The organism is Methylocaldum sp. GT1BB (assembly GCF_051027545.1).
Classification (GTDB): domain Bacteria; phylum Pseudomonadota; class Gammaproteobacteria; order Methylococcales; family Methylococcaceae; genus Methylocaldum.
The window spans coordinates 107,914-131,183 of record NZ_CP194902.1; the positions used below are offsets into that span (position 1 = coordinate 107,914).

Genomic DNA, 23,270 nt, shown 5'->3' on the forward strand with positions numbered 1-23,270 from the left:
CGTCATTGCCGAAGCCAATGCCAAGGCCAGTTGCAATTTATGTTTACACGTTCCTAAAACGTTTGCTGTCATATTTGTCGGTCAAAATGATACAAACTGCTATAGTTCATCATTAAACGACTGCCTCATTCACCGATCGCGACGAGTCCTAGGTGCAGAAGCAAGAAGTCCACGTCAAAAGCCTGCTGGATCGTATTCTCGCGCTGGAACAGCTAACCGTTTTGTTTCAGCCGATAGTCGTATTGGATAAACAAGCGATTTTTGGATATGAGGGCTTAATTCGAGGACCGTCCGAATCTTTGCTACATAGGCCCAACGTTCTGTTCGCCGCGGCGGCCAAGTATGGGCGCCTGGTGGAACTGGACTTTCTGTGCCGCAAGCTCATCATCCGCCAATTCGCCAAACTCGCTCTGTCGGGACATCTCTTCGTCAACATCAATCCCATTACCTTGACCGACGACGAATTCATTCACGGACGAACACTCATGTACCTACAGAATCACAAATTGGATCCGGATCGCGTCGTTGTCGAAATCACCGAAACGCAACCCATTCAAGACTGGACAGTTTTTCAGCATGCCCTCCAGCACTATCGCGGAATGGGTTTCAAAGTCGCCTTGGACGACCTCGGAGCCGGCCATTCCAGTCTTAAGCTCTGGTCAGAGCTGAATCCGGATTTCGTCAAGATCGATCGGCATTTCATCGAGGGCGTCGACGAAGACCAAACCAAGCGCCAATTCATCAAGTCCATCATAGAAATCGCCAAGTCTCTGGGTTGCCAGACTATAACCGAGGGTATCGAACATAAACACGAATATGCTGCCTTGCGCAACCTGGGCATCGACATGGCCCAGGGATTCTATTTTGCTCCACCGAAAAAGACTCCCGATATCGCGCTTAACCCGCAACTGTTCAGTGACCGACAAAAACGCAACGTTTATTCGGAAAAGCTGACTATCGCACACCTGTTGAAAGAAGTTCCGACCATATCGCCACAATCAACCATGGAAGAAGTCGGCGATCTCTTCCGAATCAGTGAAACGCTCCAATCGGTGGCCATTGTAGACACTGGCGAACCCTTGGGACTGATTTTGCGCAACGACCTGATGAATCTCTTGGCGAGCCGATACGGACGCGACTTGCATGGTCGAAAACCCATACAGGAATTCGCCTTCAGGCCAACGCTCAAGTTCGACCTCCACACATCCCTCGAGGACGTCAGTCGCTGCCTGACCAGCGCGGTCAATCACCAAACGGACGAATTCATTATTACGGAAAACGGACGTTTGATCGGCAAAGGCACTCTTCTGGATCTCCTGAGCACGATCACCGATTTGCAGATCACTAAAGCCCGCTACGCGAACCCGCTGACACTATTGCCCGGTAGTGTTTTGATTCAACAGAAACTGGATGAGTTCCTGCGTAATCGAGAGGATTTCGTCGTCGCATATTGCGATATCGATTACTTCAAAGCTTACAATGACGTTTATGGCTATTTACGCGGCGACGATCTCATCCAGCTTGTGGGCCGACTCATGACAGAAACGGCCGATACCGATTTGGACTTTGTAGGGCATATCGGCGGCGACGATTTTATCGTCCTGTTCCGGAGCGCCGACTGGAAAGAACGCTGTCGACACCTGTTACAAACCTTCGAGACGCTCGTACCGGAACATTACACCGCCAAAGACCGACAAATCGGCGGCATCGAAGCGTGCGACAGGTATGGAGAGAAACGATATTTTCCTTTCGTATCTCTTTCGATCGGCATTTTGCCGGTGGCCGCGAGTCAGAATGGCTTGACCAAGGAAGTTATCGCCGAACTGGCATCGATAGCCAAAAAGAAGGCTAAGGAATCTTGCGGCAACGCGATGTACATCGAAAATCTCGAGAGCGAAGAACGAATCAATCTGACTTCGACCCTGGAAGAAATCGCCATTCAAACCAAGTTGTTCATGCACTGACTGACTGATTGATCGGATGCCGCTTTCGGCTTCGATTCCAAGTTCAGCATTTCCGCTGCCAGCTGCGCGAGTTTGAGCGCGCCATTCTTGTCTCCCAAGTCGTCCCTGATTTGCCTGAGCGCCTGCCGCATCGCTTCTGCATAATCGTGATCCCGAAGAATTCGGGTGATCTCGCCGGCGATATTGTCCGGCGCCGCATCGTGCTGAATAAACTCGCGGACCACATGACGACCCGCCAAAATGTTCGGCAATCCGATATAAGGGATGCGGACCAGCAGGCGCCCCAACCAATAACTGAGCGGAGTCAGCCGATAGACGATTGCCATCGGTATACCCAGCAATGCCACTTCAAGCGTCGCGGTGCCGGAAACGGTGATCACGGCATCGCAGCATTGCAGGGCATCGTAATCCTGCCCTTCGATCACGCGGACGGGTAGATCGCTAAGCGCAAGATGGCTGTGCAGCAACTCGTCCGATATCGAAGGGGCGCGAAAAAGAACGAATTGCGCTCCCGGAAACTCGTGCGCCAACCGTCCCGCGGCGTCGAGAATGACAGGCATAAGCCGGTTAATCTCGTTGACCCGGCTACCCGGCAACAGTCCGATAACCGGGCGTTTGCCCGCAAATCCGAATTTAGCCATAGCTTCGGATCGCTCCATGGAGGGCTTTACCTTTCCCGCCAAAGGATGGCCCACGTAGGTCACCGGTATTTTATAGGCCTCGTAGAACGGCACTTCGAACGGGAATATCACCGCCATGTGGTCCACGATCCGGCCGTAGCTCTTCACCCGCCCAGGGCGCCAAGCCCAAACCTGCGGACTCACATAGAACAGGACTTTGACGCCGCATTCCTTTGCCTTCCGCGCCAAACGAAAGTTGAACTCCTTGTAGTCGACACAGATCAGCAAATCCGGTTTCTCTTCGCAAGCTATCTGCTGCATCGAACGGAGCGCTCGCCGAATTTCACCGTAATGCTTGGCCACTTCGGCGAGCCCGATGACGGCGAGATGGGTGGAGTCGCAACGGAGTTCAATCCCCGCCTCGCGCATTCTGACGCCGCCCATGCCGATGCCGCGGAGGTTCGGGATGAGTTTTTTGAGCTCCCGAAATAGATGGGCGGCGTGGAGATCGCCGGACGCTTCTCCGGCGCTCAACATGACGAGAGGCGAGCGCTCAGTCATTCAAAGCCGCACGGATGACCGACACGATGCGGCGGACATCGGCTTCCTGAAGTTCGGGGTAAATGGGCAAGGACAGGCAACGCGCCGCGACCGCTTCCGTGACCGGCAGAGTTAGCCCGGCACACTCTTCGGCAAATACCTTCTGCCGATGCAACGGCACCGGATAATAAACCGCGCAGGCGATGCCGGACTTCTGGAGTGCCTGCATGACGGCGTCGCGCCGGTTGGTCAGCAGTGTGTACTGATGGTAAACGTGTACGCCTATGCCGTCCTCATAAGGCGTGGTTACCGGCAGATCCGCCATCAGGTCCGAATACAGATGGGCGACACGGCGGCGATTGTGGTTGAAATCGTCGATACGTCGCAGCTTGATGCGCAGGATTGCCGCCTGCAATTCGTCGAGCCGGCTGTTGTAACCGATCACGTCGTGGTAGTACCGCACCTCGGACCCGTGGTTACGCAACACCTTGACCTTGTCGGCGATATCATCCTCATTCGTGGTGACCAAACCGCCATCGCCATAGCAGCCGAGATTCTTGCTCGGAAAAAAGCTGAATCCGGCGCTCACGCCGAAGCTGCCGGTCTGCTGCCCGCCGATGGATGCACCGAACGACTGGGCGCAGTCTTCCACCATCCTGAGCCCGTGCTTTTCGCAGATCGCGGAAATCCGCTGCATGTCCGCCGGCTGGCCAAACAAGTGTACCGGCATGACGGCCGCAGTCTTTTCGGTGATCGCCGCCTCGATGGCATCAGGATCGATATTGAAGGTCTTGGGATCGATGTCCACGAAAACAGGCTTGGCGCCAACGTAGCGAATGGCTTCCGCCGTCGCGATAAAGGTAAACGGTGTCGTAATGACCTCGTCCCCTTCGCCGATACCGGCTGCCAAAAGGGCCAAATGCAGGGCGTCGGTTCCCGAAGCGACACCGATCGCGTGCTTGACCCCCAGATAAGCCGCCGTTTCCTCTTCAAAGGCCTTGACGTTCGGCCCCAGAACAAAGGCGCAGCTATCCAAGACCTGCCTCAAGCTTTGATCGATTTCGTCCTTGATTTGCAGATATTGGGCTTTTAGGTCGACCATGGGGATCATGAGATCTATCTCTCCTGTAGGCGTTGTCATGACAAGCGTTGCGTAGCGACATTAAGCCCCCGCGACCGCAGCGCCAGGGGCAGGAAAACCATTCAGGCGTGAATGGTCAGGCGTTGAGTAGCCGGGTGATTTCGGTAGCCGTTGCCAGAGCGCGCCGTCCGGCATGCCCGGACACTAAAGGCTCGCGTCCGTTCCGGATGCAAGCGACGAAATGCTTGATCTCCTCCATCAGAGCATCTCCGTTGTCGAACACGGACTCTTCACTGACGATTTCCGGTATGCCGGGAAACATCTCGCCCTCACCTTTACGATGGCGCGTCAAAGCGCGATTTTGGAAATCAACGGAAATATAAGCATTGGGCATGAACATACGCATCTTGCGTTCGACTTTCTGGCTGACGCGGCTGGCCGTAACGTTGGCCACGCTGCCATTCTTGAACGCAATGCGCGCGTTGGCGATATCGACGTCACCGGTCAATACCGGCACGCCTTTGGCGTCGATGCGGTCGACTTCACAATCGACCAAATCCAGGATGATATCGATATCGTGGATCATAAGATCAAGCACTACGCTGACGTCGTTGGCGCGTGGTTTGAACGGCGCCAAACGGTGCGATTCGATAAAAATCGGCTTGTCCTCGGTCAGATCGAGAGCCAATAGAGCGGCGTTGAAGCGTTCCAGATGCCCCACCATGAGCACGCGGCACTTTTCTTCGGCGATGCGGATAAGCTCATCGGCCTCCTCTACCGTCACCGTGATCGGCTTTTCCACCAGCACATGCGCTCCCACCGCCAAGAAATCCTTGGCCACTTGGTGATGCAAGCTGGTCGGTACCACGATGCTCACGGCATCGACTCGGCCGAGCAGTTCCCGATAGTCAGTCAGCGCCTGGCTACCGGTCTTATCCGCTACGGCTTGGGCTGTCCGCAGATCCGTATCGACTACGGCGACCAATTCGCAATCAGGAAGTGCAGCATATTTTTCCGCGTGGAACTTCCCCAAGTAACCGACTCCGATCACGGCACATTTCAGTGAACTCATGGCGCTTTTTAAACTGAGAAAGAAAGTGGATGCGGCGACGTATCGACCGATTCAATCTTCACCACGGACATGTATATCGATAAACCCCAAAGTCCCGTGGCGCTTCGATTCTTCCGCCAGCCAACCTCGAAGATAGGCCAGTTCCGGCGTATCCGGCAAGTCGTCCAGGCTTTTTTTGTTCCGCAAACGCCGGTAGGCGGTCGATACGGCTTTCAGACGGTCTCCGTCGATCCCCGCGCGCCGCATACCTACCAGGTTCAGCCGATAATGCTTACCCGGTCTTCCACCTACCATCGTAAAGGGAATAACGTCTTTATTGATACCCGCAAGTCCCTGCAAGATCGCGAAGCTACCGATGCGGCAGAACTGGTGAACCATGACCCCGCCCCCGAAAAAAACCCGATCCCCTACCTGAACATGGCCGCCGAGTGTGGCACCGCTGGCGAAAATATTGTTGTCGCCCAACCGGCAGTCGTGTGCCACGTGACTATTGTTCATCAGATAGTTATTCGCGCCGATCCGCGTAGCGTCGCCCTTTCGGGTGGCTCTACTCACGGTCACGCCTTCGCGAAAAACATTGGCGTCGCCAATCTCCACATAGGTTTCCGTTAGAGGATCGAACCCCAGATCCTGGGGCAATCCGCCGATGACCGCCTGTGGACAGACGTGGTTGTTCCTTCCCATGCGAACGTACGAATGAATGACGGCATGGGCCTCGATGCGACAACCTTCCCCGATTTCGGTGCGGCTCTCAATCACGGCGTAAGGACCCACCGAAACGCCTATCCCTAGTTTGGCATCCGGAGCGATGCAGGCGGTAGGATGTATATTCGCAATCATAAATCCTCGGCTAAGCTCAGAACGGTTTCAACCGCGCGGGTGACAGCGGGCGTGAAGGTCTTTTAAGCGCTCCTGGGCGACGTGGGTATAAATTTGTGTGCTCGACAAATCACTGTGCCCTAATAAGAGTTGAACCACCCGAAGATCAGCGCCATGATTCAGCAAATGTGTAGCGAAAGCGTGTCTCAAAGTATGGGGCGAAAGCGGCTTATGAATGCCGGCCAGCAAAGCATAGCGCTTAATGAGGTGCCAAAAGGCCTGGCGCGTCATTGCGGCTCCGCGATCCGTGACGAACACATCGTCGCTGCGTCTCCCCCTCAGGATCATCGGCCGTGCCGACTTCAGGTAACGGTTCACCCAATCTTCCGCCTCTTCGCCGATGGGTACCAAGCGATCCTTGCGTCCCTTACCCACTACGCGAACGACACCTTGGCGGAGATTCAATTGCCCGAGCGTAAGCCCGACCAATTCGCTTACACGAAGTCCGGTGGCATAAAGGACTTCCAGCATAACCCGATCCCGGCAGCCTAAAGGCTCATCGGTGTTCGGAGCCTCCAGCAAGGCTTCCACATCCTTCTCCGTGAGCGTTTTCGGTAGCGGGCGCCCGATGCGAGGCGCCTCTATGGACACGGTCGGATCTCTATCTACGCAGCCTTCGCGAGTGGCGAATAAGTAAAACTTCCGCAGGCTCGAAAGGAGTCGGGCGCTGGTCCGCTCACTCGCCTTCTGACGATATTTCAGCGCCAAGTAGCCTTCTATCTCGCCCGCCTCTACCTGGCAAAGCGATTTTTTGTGCGTATTGCTCAACCAAACGGCAAACAGGCTGACGTCACTTCCGTACGCTTTTTGAGTGTTCTCGCTTAATCCTTCTTCGACCCAGAGGGCGTTCATGAAACGCCGGATCAGATCACCATCCGAATCGGCAATGCGAGGTTCAATCGAGCCAACAGCCTTCATGCCTTATGAACGATGGCGTTTTCACAAAACGCGCCTGATTTATCTCGGTCCCCATACGACAAACGGGCAGCGCTCGCTGCCCGTCTTCGATTCCCGCATCAATCGCCGCGGCGATTTCTCGTTCCGATCAAATTTTTTCTTTGATACGGGCGGCCTTGCCAGTGCGGCTGCGGAGATAATAAAGTTTCGCGCGACGAACGTCGCCGCGGCGCTTAACCTGAATATCCTGGACCTGAGGACTATAGGTTTGGAAAACCCTTTCCACGCCCTCGCCATGAGAAATTTTGCGCACCGTGAAAGCGGAATTGTATCCCCTGTTCCGCTTGGCGATGACCACGCCTTCATAGGCCTGCAGGCGCTCGCGATTTCCCTCTTTCACCTTCACCTGTACGACCACGGTGTCGCCTGGACCAAAGTCCGGGACCGTTTTCTGGCTCATCCATTCGCGCTCAAGTTGCTGAATAATGTGACTGGACATTGCGATTCCCCTTAATTCGTTCCGGCTTTCAATTCGTGTTTAAACTCTTCCAGCAAATTCCGCTGCTCCGCATCGAGCTCAAGCTTAGCTAATAAATCTGGTCTTCTTAACCAAGTTCGGCCCAGGGACTGTTTCAAGCGCCAGCGTCTGATCGCAGCATGGTCTCCACTCTGCAAAATCTCAGGAACTCGCCGGCCATCGAGCATTTCAGGCCGAGTGTAATGGGGGCAATCCAACAACCCCGCCATGTGCGAGTCCTGAACAGCCGAATCTGCATGCCCTAAAACACCAGGCAGCAATCTAACCACCGCATCGAACATCACCAGCACCGCCAACTCGCCACCGCTCAAGACATAGTCACCTATCGACCACTCTTCGTCGATTTCGGCTTCGATCAGGCGCTCGTCGACTCCCTCGTAGCGTCCGGCAACCAGAACAAGTCTCGGCTGCCGAGAAAGACGAACGACAACATCTTGAGTCAACAAACCGCCTTGCGGGCTCAAATAAATCGTCTTTGCCGCTAGGTCCGAGTCGGCTCGTGCCGCACGGATTGCACTGCGCAACGGCTCGACTTTCATAACCATGCCCGGCCCACCGCCGTAGGGACGATCATCTACCGTTCTATGCCGATCCGAGGTCCAGTCCCGCGGATTCCAGAGCTTGAGATCGACAATCCCTCTTTCGATTGCCCGCCCGGTTACACCGCACCTGGCGGCACTTTCGACCATTTCGGGGAACAGGGTAACGACATCGAAACGCATTGAGCTACGGCTCTAAAAATCCGGATCCCAATCTACGATTAGAACACCCTCATTCAAGTCGACACTCTTAACGAATTCGCCGACCACAAAAGGGATCAAGCGCTCTCGCTCGCCGTGAACCGTCATAACATCGTTCGCACCGGTTTCCATCATGCCGGTCACGGCACCCAGACTAATGCCGGATGTCGTACGGACCTCAAGCCCGATCAAATCCGCCCAATAATATTCGCCTGGCTTCGTTGGCTGAAACTGTTCTCTGTTAACGAAGATATTCAGCGTAGATAACTGCAACGCTTGGTCACGGTTATCCACACCCTCCAGATGCGCTACGACCGTGTTCCCATGCCGGCGCCCGCCGACGATCTTAAATTCCTTTTGAGTTTTCTCATCGCCGATCAGCCACGGCGAATAACTCAAGATATTGTCTGGCGGATCGGTATGTGAGCGAACTCTTACCCACCCTCGGACGCCAAACGCACCCAACACTTCACCGGCGACAATCTGCCGCGCCACTGTAAACTTGTGTCGCGGGAATAAATTTAAGCCGCAGCCGAGTCTGCGCCTTTCCGAAATTCCTTAATCAAGGAGTGAACCCGTTCGGTCGTCTTGGCGCCTTGACTCAGCCAGTACTGAACACGCGCATCATTTAAACGCAGTCTTTCGTCTTTCCCGGAAGCGATCGGGTTAAAAAACCCAACTCGCTCAATGTAACGACCATCTCGTTTACATCTGCTGTCGGCAACAACGACATGATAGAAAGGGCGCTTTTTTGCGCCACCACGGGCAAGACGAATCGTGACCATTAAATTTCCTCTTAAGGATGCAAGAACAACCCGAAAAAACCAGATATTTTACCGAAAAACCTGTCTATGTGAAGACTTGGCCGCCAAAATCATGCCAAACCAAGACTCAGCGCCAAAATTGAAACAGATTTGCGTCATACGGGCTAGATTGAAAACAGACTCGCAGCTCCCGAACCCACCCGAACCGGGTAATCGCCACTCGAGATCTTCTGCGCTTTAATGGAATGGCGGAGAGAGAGGGATTCGAACCCTCGATAGAGCTTTTGACCCTATACTCCCTTAGCAGGGGAGCGCCTTCAGCCTCTCGGCCATCTCTCCGAAACTGACGAGATTATAATCGACTTATTCCGTATGCTCAGCTGTTTTTTCTGGTGTTTGAGCCTGCTGCTCTCTTTTTATGCGCTCATAGATCTCTTCCCGATGCACAGAAACTTCCTTGGGCGCGTTCACACCAATGCGAACCTGATTACCTTTTACCCCTAATACGGTAACCGTTACATCATCCCCGATCATCAGAGTCTCACCGACTCTACGAGTCAATATCAACATAAATCCTTCCTTTCCGGTCGCTCGTGACCTACCTTAAAATGGTGCCGCTTGCCGCAACACCAAGCCAACCAACACAAACGGTTAAGCGCTATATTATATCAGTTTTTCTTATGTTTATAATGAAAATTTGACCTCACGCCGCTTCCACCGACTGATCGAGATTAAAGGCTTCGTGCAAACTCCGAACTGCGAGTTCCAGATATTTTTCATTCAAAACTACAGAAATCTTGATTTCGGAGGTCGATATCATCTGGATATTGATCCCCTCTTTTGCAAGAGCCTCGAACATCTTGCTGGCAATCCCGGCGTGCGAGCGCATCCCGACACCAACCAAGGATACTTTGACAATCTTGTCATCACCAGCAACTTCGCGCGCGCCGAGTTCGGCGCAAGTGCTATGCAGAATGTCCAAAGCTTTTCCATAGTCATTGCGATGCACTGTAAACGTGAAATCGGTTGTGCCGTCCTCTCCGATATTTTGGACAATCATATCGACTTCAATATTCGCATTTGCGATGGGACCAAGGATTTTATAGGCGATGCCTGGACGATCGGGCACACCCATAATGGTCAGCTTAGCTTCGTCTCGATTGAACGCTATGCCGGAAATTAGCGGCTTTTCCACGTTTTCTTCCTCGTAACTGATCAACGTGCCAGGGCCTTCCTTAAAACTCGAAAGCACCCGTAGAGGGACATTGTATTTACCGGCGAACTCGACTGATCGAATCTGCAATACTTTCGATCCCAAACTCGCCATTTCTAACATTTCTTCGAATGTAATTCGGTCCAGCCGCCTGGCGCGCGGCTCAACGCGCGGATCGGTGGTGTAAACACCATCCACGTCGGTATAGATCAAGCACTCACTCGCTTTGAGCGCCGCAGCCAGGGCTACCGCCGTGGTATCCGACCCGCCGCGCCCCAATGTGGTGATATCACCATCCTCGGTGATGCCTTGAAAACCGGCTACCACCACCACCCTGCCCCGACCGAGATCACTCAAGATGCGATCGGTGTCGATATTCAAAATACGCGCCTTCGTATGGGCGCGGTCGGTGACGATTCTGACTTGCCCGCCAGTGTATGAGCATGCCGGGATGCCCTTTTCGTGCAGAGCCATGCACAGAAGAGCTATGGTGATCTGCTCACCCGTAGCGAGCAGTACATCCATTTCCCGCGGCTCGGGACGCGCCTGAATATCCTGAGCCAAGGTCACCAGACGATTGGTTTCTCCACTCATTGCAGATACGACAACAACGATGTCCTCGCCTCTCCCTCGCGCTTTGACAATGTTGTCGGCGACATGTCGTATTCGCTCGGTACTACCCACCGACGTACCGCCGTATTTATGTACGTATAAGGCCATGTTCTTCTGAGAAGTCTGTCTGTGATTATGCCGTATGGCGCCGCACCCAATCCGGTACGCTCTTCAACGCTACGTCCAGCATTGCCGGATTGGTCCCCCCAGCTTGAGCCATATCGGCTCGGCCGCCACCTTTTCCGCCGACCTGCACGGCCACTGCGTTAACCAAATCCCCGGCCTTGATCCGGTTTATCTGATCTTTGGTTACTCCGGCGATCAGCGTCACCTTATCTTCTTTGACCGACCCCAGCACGATCGCTGCACTCCCCAGCTTATTCCTGAGTTGATCGACCATATCCCGAAGCCCTTTCGGATCGCTTTCTTCCACTTTTGCCGCCAAAACTTTCACTCCGTCGACCGATATCGCCCGAGAGACCAGATCGTCACCTGCGGCACTCGCCAGCTTTGCTTTGAGTCGGTCCAATTCCTTCTCCAAAGAACGATTTCTTTCGAGAAGCTGGTTCACTTTTTCATCCAAAGCGTCCCGCCCGGCTTTCACTCTCTCTTCGAGAGACAGCAAGATGCGATCGTTTTTCTCTATCCAATCGACAGCGGCCTCACCTGTAACCGCTTCGATTCTACGAACTCCGGCTGCCACTCCGGTTTCGCTCACGATCTTAAACAAGCCAATGTCACCAGCGCGTTTGACATGAATTCCGCCGCACAATTCGGTCGAAAAATCGCCGATCCGAAGGACACGCACGTTATCGCCATACTTCTCACCAAACAAGGCCATCGCTCCCGCCTTGATGGCGGCCTCCCTCGGCATCATTTCCGCCGTTACGGCATTGTTGGCACGAATCTGTTCATTCACCAACCGTTCGATCGTCTCGATTTGCTCCGCCGTTACCGGCGCAAAGTGGGAAAAATCGAAACGTAACCGGTCGGGATCAACCAGGGAGCCCTTCTGAGTCACGTGATCCCCTAAAACTTTCCTTAATGCCGCGTGCAGCAAGTGAGTCGCGGAATGATTGAGCGCCGTAGCATTGCGAGACTCGACATCGACTTCCGCCTCGCAAATCGAACCGGCTTTGAACTCGCCTTTCAATACTCGCCCGATATGAAGAATCAAATCGCCGGTCTTCTTCTGGGTATCCGATACTTCGAACAGATTGTCGCCCGCGCGAATGATGCCTCGATCGCCGACCTGTCCACCAGACTCGGCGTAGAACGGAGTTTTGGCCAAAATCAGAATGCCTTCCTCGCCGGCCGATAGAGTCTCAACGGGCTTGCCATCCCGTAGCGCCGCCTCAACGGCTGTCTCCTCATGCGAACTCTTATAACCGGTGAATTCACAGCGTACGTCGAGATGTACATCGTGGGAGTAATCGACGCCGAAATGACTGGCCGCGCGCGCGCGCTCCCGCTGCTCCTCCATTGCTTTCTCGAAACCTTCCAGGTCCAAAATCAGACCATGCTCACGGGCAAAATCGGCTGTTAAATCAACCGGAAAGCCGTAGGTGTCATAAAGCTGAAACACAGCATCGCCGGAAATCGTCTTGCCGCTCATCCCCTTGAGATGGGCTTCCAGAACTCTCATCCCTTGCTCCAAGGTTTCGGCAAAACGCTCTTCTTCCTTCTTTAGGACTTGCTCCACCATGGACCGCGCCGCAGCCAAATCCGGATACGCATCACCCATCTGAGCGCAAAGCGGATCAACCAACCGGTAAAAGAAGGTCTCGCGAATCCCCAGCTTGTAACCGTGGCGAATCGCTCTTCGAATGATACGACGGAGCACATAGCCGCGCCCCTCGTTGGACGGCAAAACGCCGTCGGCAATCAGGAAAGCACACGAGCGAATATGATCGGCCAGTACTCTCAACGAGCTGTTGTCGGTGCTTCCGACTCGCGCAAGATCCGCTGCGGCCCTTATCAAAGCCTTAAAGATGTCGATTTCGTAATTGCTGTGTACGCCTTGAACGACGGCAGCAATCCGCTCCAAGCCCATACCTGTATCGACCGATGGCCTAGGCAATGGCGTAAGCGTTCCATCCGGAGCACGATCGTACTGCATGAATACGAGATTCCAGATTTCGATGTACCTATCGCCATCCTCGTTGAGCGGACCGGGCGGACCTCCCGGAATCCCTTCGCCATGGTCATAGAAAATTTCGGTACAAGGGCCACAGGGCCCCGTGTCGCCCATGCTCCAGAAGTTATCCTTAGAGCCTATGCGTGCAAACCGTGTTGGATCAACGCCTACATCGTTAAGCCAGATCGCCTCGGCTTCCTTATCCTGGTCGTAAACCGTAACCCAGAGCCGCTCGGCCGGCAGCTTCAAAACCCCGGTCAAAAATTCCCACGCGTAATGAATCGCATCACGCTTGAAATAATCGCCGAAGCTGAAATTCCCCAGCATCTCGAAGAACGTATGATGGCGCGCCGTATATCCAACGTTTTCCAAGTCGTTGTGCTTACCACCCGCTCTTACGCAGCGTTGCGCCGAGGCCGCGCGAACGTACGGACGCTCTTCTCGCCCCAAAAACACGTCTTTGAATTGAACCATACCCGCGTTCGTGAACAGCAGAGTAGGATCATCGGCCGGAATCAACGAGCTGGATGGAACGACCGTATGTTGCCGCTCCTCGAAATACTTCAAAAAAAGTGAACGCAGTTCTGCGCTGGTCATTTCGCTGCTACCGATGGTTTCATTCTTATTCTTGTGAGGATTATTCGCTGTCAGGATATCTCAAGCGTTTGAACAAGCGGCGGATCTGATCCGATTCGAAGCCACGTCGCCTAAGAAAGCGCTCCCGCGCCGCACGCTCTAGGAGCGAATCCGGAATGGTCTCGCCATACCTTTTGACATAAGTTTTATGGATCAACGCGTCCCAATCCCGATCATTTTCCAGCGATTTATCCACGTCGACGCCGTGCTGTCGCAACTCCTGTCTAATCCGGTACGCTCCGTATCCCTTTTCGGCGCGACTGCGCGCGAACACTTCAGCGAAACGCCCATCGCTCTGCAAGCCTTGAGATGCCAGATCTGCAACGACTTGCTCAACCACGGCTTCCGAATACCCCTTGCGGCAAAGCTTCTGCCGCAGCTCCGCACTGCTGCATTCGCGATGTGAAAGATAACGCAGGGCCGCAGCCTTTACCGCCTGCAACGAGTCGGGAACGTCGCTCAGGATCCGGCCTCCTCAAGCGGATCGGACGCAGCGACCTGCCCCACTGCAGGGGCGCTGCTGCCGAAGGCTTTTTCACGAATCTTAGACTCGATGCTTTCAGCCAACTCCGGACGCTCTTTCAGGAAATTGCGAGCGTTATCCTTACCTTGGCCGATACGCTCCGCTCCGAGACTGTACCAGGAGCCCGACTTCTGCAGAATGCCGTAATTCACGCCCAAATCGACCAATTCGCCTTCGTGGGAAACGCCTTCGCCGTAAAGAATTTCGAAATCCGCATTCCTGAACGGAGGCGCCACTTTGTTCTTCACCACCTTGACACGAGTCTCGTTGCCGACCACTTCGTCACCATTCTTGATCGCCCCCAAACGGCGAATATCGAGACGAACCGAAGCGTAAAATTTGAGTGCATTTCCGCCGGTTGTCGTCTCCGGATTGCCGAACATAACGCCGATCTTCATGCGGATCTGATTGATGAAAATGACCAAAGTATTCGAGCGCTTGATATTGGCCGTAAGTTTTCGCAGCGCCTGAGACATCAAACGAGCCTGAAGACCGACATGGGAGTCGCCCATTTCGCCTTCGATTTCCGCTTTAGGCGTTAAAGCCGCCACTGAGTCGATCACGACGATGTCGACGCCGCCCGACCGAACCAACATGTCGGCGATTTCCAGTGCCTGCTCGCCGGTATCGGGCTGGGATACCAGCAAATCGTCCAGATTGACACCAATTTTTTCCGCGTAAACGGGGTCTAGGGCGTGCTCGGCATCGACGAAAGCCGCAACCCCGCCCCGCTTTTGAGCCTGAGCAATGACTTCGAGCGTCAGAGTCGTCTTGCCGGATGATTCGGGACCGTATATTTCTACGATACGTCCGCGAGGCAAACCGCCGCAGCCCAATGCGATATCGAGAGACAGCGAGCCCGTGGGAATGACTTCGAGGTCACGCATCGCGGGGACATCCCCCATCCGCATCACGGACCCTTTGCCAAACTGCTTTTCGATTTGCGAAAGCGCTGCACTCAACGCTTTCTTTTTGTTTTCGTCCATTAGATTAATACTGACTAAACCGTTGTAAATAATTACTAATTATCTCACAGACGAATCGTCGGGAATAGCCTGAAAACTCGGCAGGTTCCAGCTCTTCCGCACCAGATACACTGAGCCGGCGCGGCTAATTTGGGACTCGATCAGACTGAACGAACTCACGCGCCAACGGATCGGATCGTCGATACTCTGTGACGACACACTGTCGCGGCAAGCTTTCCTGGCCAGCGTCAGATGCGCCCGGAATGGCCTGTTTTCCATGACAAACCCAATTCGACCGAGACCGGCAGTCAAACTGTTTGCCAAATGGTTCAGCGCTTCCGGCGCACTCAGGGGCGACAGGCAGATAATTCCCTTTTTCGGCCAAAACTCGATTCGATCGAGACTCAGCTCAAATGACTGTCCGACAATGCTGTCGCCAACCTGACTGACCACCGGCAACCGATCTTCATTCACTTCTCCCAAAAAAGCCAGTGTAATATGAAGATTTTCCCCCTTTACCCACTTAGCCGTAGCCGTTTGCTTGAGCGTATCGACAAGCTGCGCCAGTGAAGCGCGTACCGCCCCGTCTGGCCAAAGAGCGAAAAACAAACGAAGCGTTTTAATCTCGGCAGACATCAAGAATACCTTGAAGCGCGACTCTAACCGCTTGCCGCCTGACCTGACGCCGATCACCGCCGAACTGCATGTGTTTTACGCGGCAGATGCCATCGCCCCGCTGCCAAGCGAACCATACGGTGCCCACAGGCTTATCCGGCGTACCGCCGGTCGGCCCGGCGATTCCGCTAACGGCCGCCGCCACGCCCGCCGCACTATGACTCAAGGCACCCGCAGCCATGGCTCGCACCGTCTCGACGCTGACAGCGCCATAAACTTGGATAATTTCGCTCGGCACGCCCAGCAACTCGTACTTCGCTTGATTGCTGTAAGTGACGAACCCTCTATCGAACCAAGCGGAGCTTCCGGGCACATCGGTGATACATTGGGCCACCCACCCGCCGGTGCAAGATTCGGCCAAGACTAGCACTCGCCCCTGAAGCCTCAGGATCTGCCCAACCTCGCGCGCCAACGCGTATAACGCTTCGTCCTCCGCCATATGTCAGCCATTCGTTCAATCGCAGACCTTTATTCTATCCGATAAACTACTCTGATGACCGATCAAGCGACCACACTCTCCAGACATACTCCACTGATGCAGCAATACCTGCGCATCAAGGCCGAACACCCCGAGCAGCTTCTCTTTTTCCGAATGGGGGATTTTTACGAACTCTTCTACGAGGATGCGCGTAAAGCCGCACAACTCCTGGACATCACCTTGACCGCTAGGGGCGAATCGGCCGGCGAACGCATACCTATGGCGGGTGTCCCCTATCATGCCGTCGATGGTTATCTCGCTCGACTGATCAAACTCGGTGAATCGGTTGCGATCTGTGAACAAATTGGAGATCCAGCCGCTTCCAAAGGTCCCGTCGAACGCAAGGTCGTACGCATCGTCAGCCCCGGCACAGTGACCGAAGAGGCCTTGCTGGAGGATCGCAAAGAGAATCTATTGGTCGCCATTGTCCAACTCGGCGAAATTTATGGTCTCGCCGGATTAGACCTGGCCGGCGGACGATTCACAGTTCAGCAGGTCACCAGCCTGGAGAGATTAGCCGGCGAACTGGAGCGTTTAAATCCTTCTGAGCTACTCATCAGCGAAGAATGGTCGCCACCACCGACCATAGCCGCAAGGCGTGGGATCACCCGGCGACCGTCTTGGCACTTCGACGCCGAGAGCGCACGTCATCGATTGCTTCGTCAATTCAAAACTCAAGATCTCTCCGGCTTCGGCTGCGAAGGTTCGCCCGCGGCGATCGCCGCCGCAGGTTGTTTGCTTCAATATGTTCAGGACACCCAAAAAAGCGCGCTGCCCCACATCCAAGGGCTACGGACAGAAACTGGCGAGGAAAGCATCATCCTGGACGCGGCAAGCCGGCGCAACTTGGAATTGGATTTTCATCCGTCGGGTCGGGTCAATCTTACCCTGTTCGGCGTACTCGACCGCACATCAACCGCCATGGGCGGACGCCTGCTGCGACGCTGGCTCCATCATCCTCTACGAGATCAACGCATTCTTTATCAGCGTTACGAGGCCATAGAGGCACTACGCAAAGATAGGAATTACGCTTCCATTCGCGATGTGCTTACATCAGTCGGGGACATTGAACGCATCGTCGCCCGCATCGCGCTCAAATCGGCGCGGCCGCGGGATCTCGTGGTATTGCGAGCATCGTTGGGTACGCTACCCGAGCTTTTAAATCAGCTCGAAACCCTGGAGAGCACGCTCCTTACGGACATACGGCAGCGGATTCGAGAGCAGCCTGAAATTTACCAACTGCTCGATCGCGCGATCATAGAAAACCCGCCTATGCTGATCCGCGATGGCGGCGTCATTGCCGAAGGTTACCATCCGGAACTGGACGAACTACGCAACCTCAGCCAAAACACGGAACGCTTCCTGGTTGACCTCGAGCAGCGGGAACGCCAGCGAACTGGGCTATCAAACCTAAAGGTCGGATACAATCGTGTGCAAGGCTTCTATCTCGAGCTTTCCCGCACGCAGGCCGACAGGGTCCCGGCAGACTACATCCGGCGCCAAACCTTGAAGGGTGCCGAGCGCTATATCACGCCAGAACTAAAAGCCTTTGAAGATAAGGTGCTGAGCGCACGGGAACGCTCCCTAGCGTTTGAGAAAGCCCTTTATGACGAGCTATTGGATATTCTTGGCACGTCGATAAAAGCGCTGCAGGACTGCGCTTCAGGGCTCTCGGAGCTGGACGTCTTGGCCAACCTGGCCGAGCGCGCCGAAAGCCTGAACCTCACCATGCCCCTACTAATCAAGGAACCAGGCATTCGCATCACAGGCGGCCGCCATCCCGTCGTCGAAACGGTTGCCGATACGCCGTTTGTCCCCAACGATTTGGAACTCAACTCCGACCGCCGCATGCTCATTATCACCGGCCCCAATATGGGCGGGAAATCCACTTATATGCGCCAAACCGCACTTATCGTCTTAATGGCTCATATCGGCAGCTACGTGCCTGCGGAAGCGGCGATGATAGGCCCGATCGACCGGATTTTCACCCGGATCGGTGCCTCCGACGACTTGGCCAGCGGCCGATCGACATTTATGGTCGAGATGACCGAGACCGCGAACATCCTTCATAACGCGACATCATCAAGTCTCGTGCTAATGGATGAGATCGGTCGCGGCACCAGCACCTTTGATGGCTTGGCACTGGCCTGGGCAACGGCCGACTACTTGGCACGCAAGATCCAGGCGTTCACGCTTTTTGCGACCCACTACTTCGAATTGATTACGCTGCCTGACGAGTGCCCCGGGGTACAGAACGTCCATCTGGACGCAGTAGAGCACGGCGATGGGGTCGTGTTCCTTCATGCCGTCAAGGACGGCCCGGCCAACCAGAGCTACGGACTCCAGGTGGCTGCTCTGGCTGGCGTGCCGAGAACGGTGATTGACAACGCGCGCAAGAAGTTGACGGTTCTGGAGAACCAGACCTATGCGGAACATCAAAGCGAAGCACGGCAATTCGACCTTTTCGCGAATGCCGAGCCTCACCCTGCGTTGGATCTGCTCAGAACGATCAGACCCGAAGAAATCACACCCAAACAGGCCTTGGACTTGCTGTTCACCCTAAAGGACTTGACGAACTGAGAGCAAGACGCTGGAGTCGACCACGCCTAAATGGGCGCTTATTTTTCGCTCTCTTGAGCCAAAATCTTGGCCAATTGACTAGCCGGCACGTATCCCGGCAGTATGTTCCCTTTCTCGGTGACAAGCATGGGCGTTCCGGCGGCGCCCATTTGCGTTCCCAGTGTCAGATGCCGATCTACCGGGTTGTCGCATTGCCGGTTTTCGATGGTCTCGCCACGCTTCGCCTTGGTCAAAGCCGCGTTGCGATCGTCCGCACACCACACCGACACCGCTTTCTTGTAGGAATCAGAGCCTTCGCCAGCGCGCGGGAAAAACAGGTAACGAATCTCGATACCTTCCGTTAGATACTGATCGATCTCCGAATGCAGTTTTCGACAGTAGCCGCAATCGATATCGGTGAACACGTATAGCAAGTGCTTCGAACTCTTAGGCTTGAAGACTATCATGTTGTCTGAGCCGACTTTTTTCAGAGAACTGACTCGAGCGTCGGCCAGCTTGCCTTCCGTTAAATCTTCGCGCGCCTTAATATCGATCATCGAGCCCTGAAACAAATACCGACCGTCCTCCGAAACATAGAACAGCTTCGGCCCAACAACGACTTCGTAAAGCCCCGACATGGCGGACGGTGTGATCGAATCCGGCTTGACTCCGGGCAAAGCGTCCTTTAACGCTTGTTCAATGGCTTTATTGTCGGCATAGGCCGGCCCGAAAAAAAGAGCCGCCATGCCCAAGAATGCGACGCCCCAATGTGTTTTCATGAATGTATCCGTGGGTTGCTTCGGTTTCGATTTATGTCAGCAAACGCTCGATGTCGAGAATGAATGCCAGACTCATCAAGGATAACAGAATGAATAAGCCGATTTGCTGAAAGAACGCTTGCGTCTGCTCCGACACGGGACTGCCTTTGACAGCCTCGACCAGATAAAACATGAGATGTCCGCCGTCGAGCACGGGAATCGGCAATAAATTCAACACGGCCAAGCTGACGCTGACAATGGCGAGAAACTTAAGAAATTGACTAAAGCCTATGCTCGCCGATTTTCCGGCATACTGAGCGATGCTGATCGGACCACTCAGGTTTTCGATGCCTGCTTTACCGACCAGCATCCGCCCGATCATTTTCAAAGTCAAAACGGAGTAATCGCCGGTTTTTTCTACTGCGGCCACAAACGCAGGAAGCACGCCGAGACGATACTCTACCTGCATTGCATCAATAAGGTGCTCGGGTATCTGAACTGCAGCGCCTATTCTCCCGATACGACCTTCTTCCGATTCAACCGGCGTCGGCGTTACCGAGCGAGACAAGCGCTCGCCACCGCGCTCCACGACGACTTCGAGCGAAGCGTTGGGATGGGCGCGCACATGATCCACCCACTCCCGCCATGTCCTAATCGGTCTGCCGTCCACACTTACCAGCCTATCGCCAGCCTGCAACCCGGCTCTCTCCGCCGCACCGCCCGGCTCGACCCTATCGATAATCGGCGGAATATCCGGCTCCCAAGGACGAATGCCCAGGCGCTGATACAATAAATTAGGCTGCTGTGCGAGTTCCTCCGGTACCGTCAGGGTTCGCTGCAGTTGTTCACCGCCCTTCGTCTTGACGTCGACGGGAATCGCTTCACCCTCCATGATTCGCTCCAGCAATTCGCCCATGGCTTGGTTCCAGGTAGGCGTCGCTTCACCTGCCACAGCCACAATCTCGTCGCCTTCCGCAAACCCGACCTGAGCCGCCAACGAGCCGCTGGCCACGGGTCCCAACACGGGGCGCATGCCGGTTTCGCCGATCATGAAAACCGCCCAGTAGACCAGAATCGCTAAAATGAAATTGAAGAACGGTCCTGCAAATACAATCGCTACGCGACGAATTAGAGATTGACGGTTGAAAGCATAAGGCAGATCAGCCGGTGCTACTGTTCCCTCCCGTTCATCCACCATTTTCACATAGCCGCCCAAGGGAAGCGCCGCCACGGTGAATTCGGTGCTATCAGGCGTTCTTTGATGACGCCAGAGAATCTTCCCGAACCCCAACGAAAACCGGATAACCTTAACTCCTAATTTCCGCGCAGCCCAAAAATGGCCCAACTCATGAAAGGCGATCAGGATTGTTAACGCTACGATGAAGTAAAAAAGCGTATGAAGGAGCGAAAACATGGGAGCGTTAATACACCGCTAGCCGATTGATATATGACTCGGCCGTCGAGCGAGCGATTCGGTCCGCATCGAGAACGGCATCGATTGTATTGGCGGGGCCCGGCACAATAGTCGCCATGCAATGCTTGATTGTCTCTGGAATATCCGTGAACCGTATCTTACGATCCAAGAACGACGAAACGGCCACTTCGTTCGCGGCATTTAGAATAGCCGGCATCGTTCCGGCTGCACGAACAGCTTGATAAGCCAAACTCAAACATGGAAAACGAGCTTCATCCGGTGCCTCGAAGTCCAATTGTCTGACACTGAATAGGTCCAGAGGTTCCGCCCCAGACTCGAATCGCTCCGGCCAAGCTAAGGCATGGGCGATGGGAATACGCATATCCGGGCTACCCATTTGCGCCAGCACCGTCCCGTCGACATAATCGACCAACGAATGAATGACGCTTTGCCGATGAATAACGACTTGAATGCGCTCAGGCAGCATGTTGAACAACAGGCATGCTTCGATCACTTCTAGCCCTTTGTTCATCATAGTAGCCGAATCGACCGAAATTTTCCGCCCCATAACCCAGTTGGGATGAGCCACGGCTTGATCCGGCGTTACGTCGTCCAACTCATCTAATGGCTTACGCAAAAAAGGACCGCCGGAAGCGGTAAGCAAAATCCGCCGGACGCCGGAAGCCGTCTGACCGGCGCAGTAATCTGCCGGCATGCACTGAAAAATGGCATTGTGCTCACTGTCGATCGGCAGCAGCTTGGCGCCCGACTTGGCAACCTCGGCCATGAAAAGCTGCCCCGACATCACCAGCGCCTCTTTGTTCGCCAAGAATACGGTCTTGCCGGCTCTTGCCGCCGCCAAAGTCGGCAAAAGCCCCGCCGCCCCGACAATAGCGGCCATGACGCCATCCACTTCAGGCAACATGGCCACCTCTTCCAGAGATTTCGTGCCGCTTAGCACTTCGGTATCCGGCAGCCCAGCAGCACAGAGCCGCCGTCTCAATTCTTCAGCCTGCCCTTCGCTACGGAGAACCACATATGAAGGCCGGAACTGCTGACATTGCTCATAAAGCCGGTCCAGATTGTTATTCGCGGTAAGCGCCACGACCCGGTAACGATCCGGATGCCGTGCAACCACATCGAGCGTGCTGACGCCAATGGATCCTGTCGAGCCAAGAATGCAAATGCCTTTCATCTTAATGGGCTCCCTTGTTCGAGGGAGATTTTTCTTCGTTTACGACGCCTTCTTCCACAAAACCTTCATCGTTTGTCCCCTCCTCGTCATGAGGCGTTATGTCTCCGGAACTTTCAGCAGGCAGCTCCTCGGGAATGACGATATTTGTTTCCAACTCCGCCGTCAAAAATACTCCGAGCAGCAACGAACCGGCATAAAAGATCGAAACTGCCGCCAGCAAGCTATCGATGCGATCGAGAATTCCACCGTGCCCCGGTAATACGGCGCCACTGTCCTTCACCCCGCGAACGCGCTTTGCTAGGCTTTCGAAAAGGTCGCCGCATACTGACGCTGCCACTGTAAACAAAGACAGGAACACGAAATCGGCAAGGGCGATAGCTTCGAGCTTTGCGAATAGCCCTACCGCAATTGCCAGGACCGCCGCAGCGAACAAGGCCCCATAAACCCCTTCAACGGTCTTGCCGGGACTGATCGGTTCCAGCAACTTGGTATGGCCCCAGCGCTTACCCACAAAATAAGCCGCCACATCGGCCGCCCAAACGAGAAATACCAGATAAAAAACCTGTTCCTGACGAAAATTCAAGCGCAGCCAGACCATCAAGATCCAACCGGTGATCAGCACGAATGCACCGGCGGCCAGTTTCGCAGCAAGCGGATACTGGATCTTGACCAAACGCTCAGGTATCCGACGGAACGCGATTCCCCACACGAACCACCAGGCCACTACGGGCCAGTAAAACCACTCAGGCAGTTCACCCGGTGCCCAGTCGATGGCGAAATACCGCGCAGCAAGCAGAAAAGCGAACACCACACCGACGAAACTGAGACGCGACGATAAGCTACCGAGACCGGAAAGATTCGCCCACTCCCAAGCGCCAGCTAAAATAATCGCGCCCCAAAACACCGCAAAACCGTCAGCGGGCAAGAATAAAATCGCGGCGATAATGAGCGGCGCCAGCACCAAAGCGGTAATGACTCGATTTTTCAGCATGACTGTCTCGTAAATAGCA

The 23,270-nt window shown here is 54.6% G+C and carries 22 protein-coding genes and 1 tRNA gene; 2 read left to right on the forward strand and 21 right to left on the reverse strand.

What is annotated here, in order from left to right; all coding sequences use genetic code 11:
• Positions 1 to 152 precede the first annotated feature (152 nt).
• Positions 153 to 1,964 carry a GGDEF domain-containing protein gene (locus ACR2TX_RS01695; RefSeq protein ID WP_434114077.1) on the forward strand — a complete coding sequence of 604 codons (1,812 nt, stop codon included), beginning with the start codon at positions 153 to 155 and terminating at the stop codon, positions 1,962 to 1,964.
• Here the strand turns inward: ACR2TX_RS01695 and lpxB are convergent.
• The 17 genes from lpxB to ACR2TX_RS01780 form a co-directional block, all read right to left on the reverse strand.
• On the reverse strand, positions 1,940 to 3,145 hold the full coding sequence (gene lpxB / locus ACR2TX_RS01700) for a lipid-A-disaccharide synthase (protein WP_434114079.1): 1,206 nt from the start codon (positions 3,143 to 3,145) through the stop codon (positions 1,940 to 1,942). The genes ACR2TX_RS01695 and lpxB overlap by 25 nt on opposite strands.
• A complete protein-coding gene (locus ACR2TX_RS01705) occupies positions 3,138 to 4,235 on the reverse strand; it encodes a DegT/DnrJ/EryC1/StrS family aminotransferase (RefSeq protein ID WP_086134463.1) in 1,098 nt (365 codons plus the stop codon). Before ACR2TX_RS01705 ends, lpxB begins: the two co-directional genes overlap by 8 nt.
• 106 nt (positions 4,236 to 4,341) lie before the next feature.
• Positions 4,342 to 5,277: a Gfo/Idh/MocA family protein gene (locus ACR2TX_RS01710; RefSeq protein ID WP_077731244.1), complete on the reverse strand. Its 936-nt coding sequence runs from the start codon at positions 5,275 to 5,277 to the stop codon at positions 4,342 to 4,344.
• Between the two features lie 51 nt (positions 5,278 to 5,328).
• Positions 5,329 to 6,117 carry an acyl-ACP--UDP-N-acetylglucosamine O-acyltransferase gene (gene lpxA, locus ACR2TX_RS01715; protein ID WP_156880764.1) on the reverse strand — a complete coding sequence of 263 codons (789 nt, stop codon included), beginning with the start codon at positions 6,115 to 6,117 and terminating at the stop codon, positions 5,329 to 5,331.
• A gap of 27 nt (positions 6,118 to 6,144) precedes the next feature.
• Entirely contained in the window at positions 6,145 to 7,008 is an 864-nt protein-coding gene (xerD, locus tag ACR2TX_RS01720) for a site-specific tyrosine recombinase XerD (RefSeq protein ID WP_240502572.1), read from the reverse strand.
• Positions 7,009 to 7,201: 193 nt separating this feature from the next.
• Positions 7,202 to 7,552 (reverse strand): 50S ribosomal protein L19, encoded by a 351-nt coding sequence (gene rplS, locus ACR2TX_RS01725; protein ID WP_077731246.1) that lies wholly within the window; start codon positions 7,550 to 7,552, stop codon positions 7,202 to 7,204.
• 11 nt (positions 7,553 to 7,563) lie between these two features.
• A complete protein-coding gene (gene trmD, locus ACR2TX_RS01730; protein ID WP_434131005.1) occupies positions 7,564 to 8,313 on the reverse strand; it encodes a tRNA (guanosine(37)-N1)-methyltransferase TrmD in 750 nt (249 codons plus the stop codon).
• Between the two features lie 12 nt (positions 8,314 to 8,325).
• Positions 8,326 to 8,826 carry a ribosome maturation factor RimM gene (gene rimM / locus ACR2TX_RS01735; RefSeq protein ID WP_434131008.1) on the reverse strand — a complete coding sequence of 167 codons (501 nt, stop codon included), beginning with the start codon at positions 8,824 to 8,826 and terminating at the stop codon, positions 8,326 to 8,328.
• Between the two features lie 26 nt (positions 8,827 to 8,852).
• On the reverse strand, positions 8,853 to 9,116 hold the full coding sequence (gene rpsP, locus ACR2TX_RS01740) for a 30S ribosomal protein S16 (protein WP_077731249.1): 264 nt from the start codon (positions 9,114 to 9,116) through the stop codon (positions 8,853 to 8,855).
• Positions 9,117 to 9,341: 225 nt separating this feature from the next.
• Positions 9,342 to 9,434, reverse strand: a tRNA-Ser gene (locus ACR2TX_RS01745).
• 24 nt (positions 9,435 to 9,458) lie between these two features.
• Complete coding sequence (gene csrA, locus ACR2TX_RS01750; protein WP_077731250.1) at positions 9,459 to 9,665, reverse strand: carbon storage regulator CsrA; 207 nt, start codon at positions 9,663 to 9,665, stop codon at positions 9,459 to 9,461.
• Positions 9,666 to 9,798: 133 nt separating this feature from the next.
• Positions 9,799 to 11,028, reverse strand: a complete 1,230-nt coding sequence (locus tag ACR2TX_RS01755; RefSeq protein ID WP_077731251.1) for an aspartate kinase — start codon at positions 11,026 to 11,028, stop codon at positions 9,799 to 9,801.
• 25 nt (positions 11,029 to 11,053) lie between these two features.
• On the reverse strand, positions 11,054 to 13,654 hold the full coding sequence (gene alaS, locus ACR2TX_RS01760; RefSeq protein ID WP_434131009.1) for an alanine--tRNA ligase: 2,601 nt from the start codon (positions 13,652 to 13,654) through the stop codon (positions 11,054 to 11,056).
• Positions 13,655 to 13,694: 40 nt separating this feature from the next.
• Entirely contained in the window at positions 13,695 to 14,135 is a 441-nt protein-coding gene (locus ACR2TX_RS01765) for a regulatory protein RecX (RefSeq protein ID WP_168175468.1), read from the reverse strand.
• A gap of 17 nt (positions 14,136 to 14,152) precedes the next feature.
• A complete protein-coding gene (gene recA, locus ACR2TX_RS01770; protein WP_077731254.1) occupies positions 14,153 to 15,202 on the reverse strand; it encodes a recombinase RecA in 1,050 nt (349 codons plus the stop codon).
• Positions 15,203 to 15,241: 39 nt separating this feature from the next.
• On the reverse strand, positions 15,242 to 15,817 hold the full coding sequence (gene thpR, locus ACR2TX_RS01775) for an RNA 2',3'-cyclic phosphodiesterase (protein WP_434131012.1): 576 nt from the start codon (positions 15,815 to 15,817) through the stop codon (positions 15,242 to 15,244).
• A complete protein-coding gene (locus ACR2TX_RS01780) occupies positions 15,801 to 16,295 on the reverse strand; it encodes a CinA family protein (RefSeq protein WP_434131013.1) in 495 nt (164 codons plus the stop codon). Before ACR2TX_RS01780 ends, thpR begins: the two co-directional genes overlap by 17 nt.
• A gap of 54 nt (positions 16,296 to 16,349) precedes the next feature.
• Between ACR2TX_RS01780 and mutS the strand changes: the two genes are divergently transcribed.
• On the forward strand, positions 16,350 to 18,914 hold the full coding sequence (gene mutS, locus ACR2TX_RS01785) for a DNA mismatch repair protein MutS (RefSeq protein WP_434131016.1): 2,565 nt from the start codon (positions 16,350 to 16,352) through the stop codon (positions 18,912 to 18,914).
• Between the two features lie 38 nt (positions 18,915 to 18,952).
• Here mutS and ACR2TX_RS01790 read toward each other — a convergent pair whose 3' ends face one another.
• The 4 genes from ACR2TX_RS01790 to ACR2TX_RS01805 are packed head-to-tail and all read right to left on the reverse strand — an operon-like array spanning position 18,953 to position 23,251.
• Positions 18,953 to 19,672 (reverse strand): DsbC family protein, encoded by a 720-nt coding sequence (locus ACR2TX_RS01790; RefSeq protein ID WP_077731258.1) that lies wholly within the window; start codon positions 19,670 to 19,672, stop codon positions 18,953 to 18,955.
• A 31-nt stretch (positions 19,673 to 19,703) separates the two neighbouring features.
• Positions 19,704 to 21,065 carry an RIP metalloprotease RseP gene (gene rseP, locus ACR2TX_RS01795; protein WP_077731259.1) on the reverse strand — a complete coding sequence of 454 codons (1,362 nt, stop codon included), beginning with the start codon at positions 21,063 to 21,065 and terminating at the stop codon, positions 19,704 to 19,706.
• 7 nt (positions 21,066 to 21,072) lie between these two features.
• The gene (ispC, locus tag ACR2TX_RS01800) at positions 21,073 to 22,260 is read right to left on the reverse strand and encodes a 1-deoxy-D-xylulose-5-phosphate reductoisomerase (protein WP_077731260.1); all 1,188 of its coding nucleotides are present in this window, start codon (positions 22,258 to 22,260) and stop codon (positions 21,073 to 21,075) included.
• A 1-nt stretch (position 22,261) separates the two neighbouring features.
• Positions 22,262 to 23,251, reverse strand: coding sequence for a phosphatidate cytidylyltransferase (locus tag ACR2TX_RS01805; RefSeq protein WP_077731261.1), 990 nt, complete (start codon positions 23,249 to 23,251; stop codon positions 22,262 to 22,264).
• Between the last annotated feature and the right edge of the window lie 19 nt (positions 23,252 to 23,270).

Coding starts and splice junctions, on each gene's coding strand:
- rseP (WP_077731259.1), bottom strand. CDS start 21,065: ATGTTTTCGCTCCTTCATACGCTTTTTTACTTCATCGTAGCGTTAACA.
- csrA (WP_077731250.1), bottom strand. CDS start 9,665: ATGTTGATATTGACTCGTAGAGTCGGTGAGACTCTGATGATCGGGGAT.
- rplS (WP_077731246.1), bottom strand. CDS start 7,552: ATGTCCAGTCACATTATTCAGCAACTTGAGCGCGAATGGATGAGCCAG.
- thpR (WP_434131012.1), bottom strand. CDS start 15,817: ATGTCTGCCGAGATTAAAACGCTTCGTTTGTTTTTCGCTCTTTGGCCA.
- ACR2TX_RS01780 (WP_434131013.1), bottom strand. CDS start 16,295: ATGGCGGAGGACGAAGCGTTATACGCGTTGGCGCGCGAGGTTGGGCAG.
- ispC (WP_077731260.1), bottom strand. CDS start 22,260: ATGAAAGGCATTTGCATTCTTGGCTCGACAGGATCCATTGGCGTCAGC.
- ACR2TX_RS01705 (WP_086134463.1), bottom strand. CDS start 4,235: ATGATCCCCATGGTCGACCTAAAAGCCCAATATCTGCAAATCAAGGAC.
- rpsP (WP_077731249.1), bottom strand. CDS start 9,116: ATGGTCACGATTCGTCTTGCCCGTGGTGGCGCAAAAAAGCGCCCTTTC.
- trmD (WP_434131005.1), bottom strand. CDS start 8,313: ATGCGTTTCGATGTCGTTACCCTGTTCCCCGAAATGGTCGAAAGTGCC.
- xerD (WP_240502572.1), bottom strand. CDS start 7,008: ATGAACGCCCTCTGGGTCGAAGAAGGATTAAGCGAGAACACTCAAAAA.
- lpxA (WP_156880764.1), bottom strand. CDS start 6,117: ATGATTGCGAATATACATCCTACCGCCTGCATCGCTCCGGATGCCAAA.
- mutS (WP_434131016.1), top strand. CDS start 16,350: ATGACCGATCAAGCGACCACACTCTCCAGACATACTCCACTGATGCAG.
- ACR2TX_RS01805 (WP_077731261.1), bottom strand. CDS start 23,251: ATGCTGAAAAATCGAGTCATTACCGCTTTGGTGCTGGCGCCGCTCATT.
- alaS (WP_434131009.1), bottom strand. CDS start 13,654: ATGACCAGCGCAGAACTGCGTTCACTTTTTTTGAAGTATTTCGAGGAG.
- ACR2TX_RS01755 (WP_077731251.1), bottom strand. CDS start 11,028: ATGGCCTTATACGTACATAAATACGGCGGTACGTCGGTGGGTAGTACC.
- ACR2TX_RS01790 (WP_077731258.1), bottom strand. CDS start 19,672: ATGAAAACACATTGGGGCGTCGCATTCTTGGGCATGGCGGCTCTTTTT.
- ACR2TX_RS01710 (WP_077731244.1), bottom strand. CDS start 5,277: ATGAGTTCACTGAAATGTGCCGTGATCGGAGTCGGTTACTTGGGGAAG.
- recA (WP_077731254.1), bottom strand. CDS start 15,202: ATGGACGAAAACAAAAAGAAAGCGTTGAGTGCAGCGCTTTCGCAAATC.
- lpxB (WP_434114079.1), bottom strand. CDS start 3,145: ATGACTGAGCGCTCGCCTCTCGTCATGTTGAGCGCCGGAGAAGCGTCC.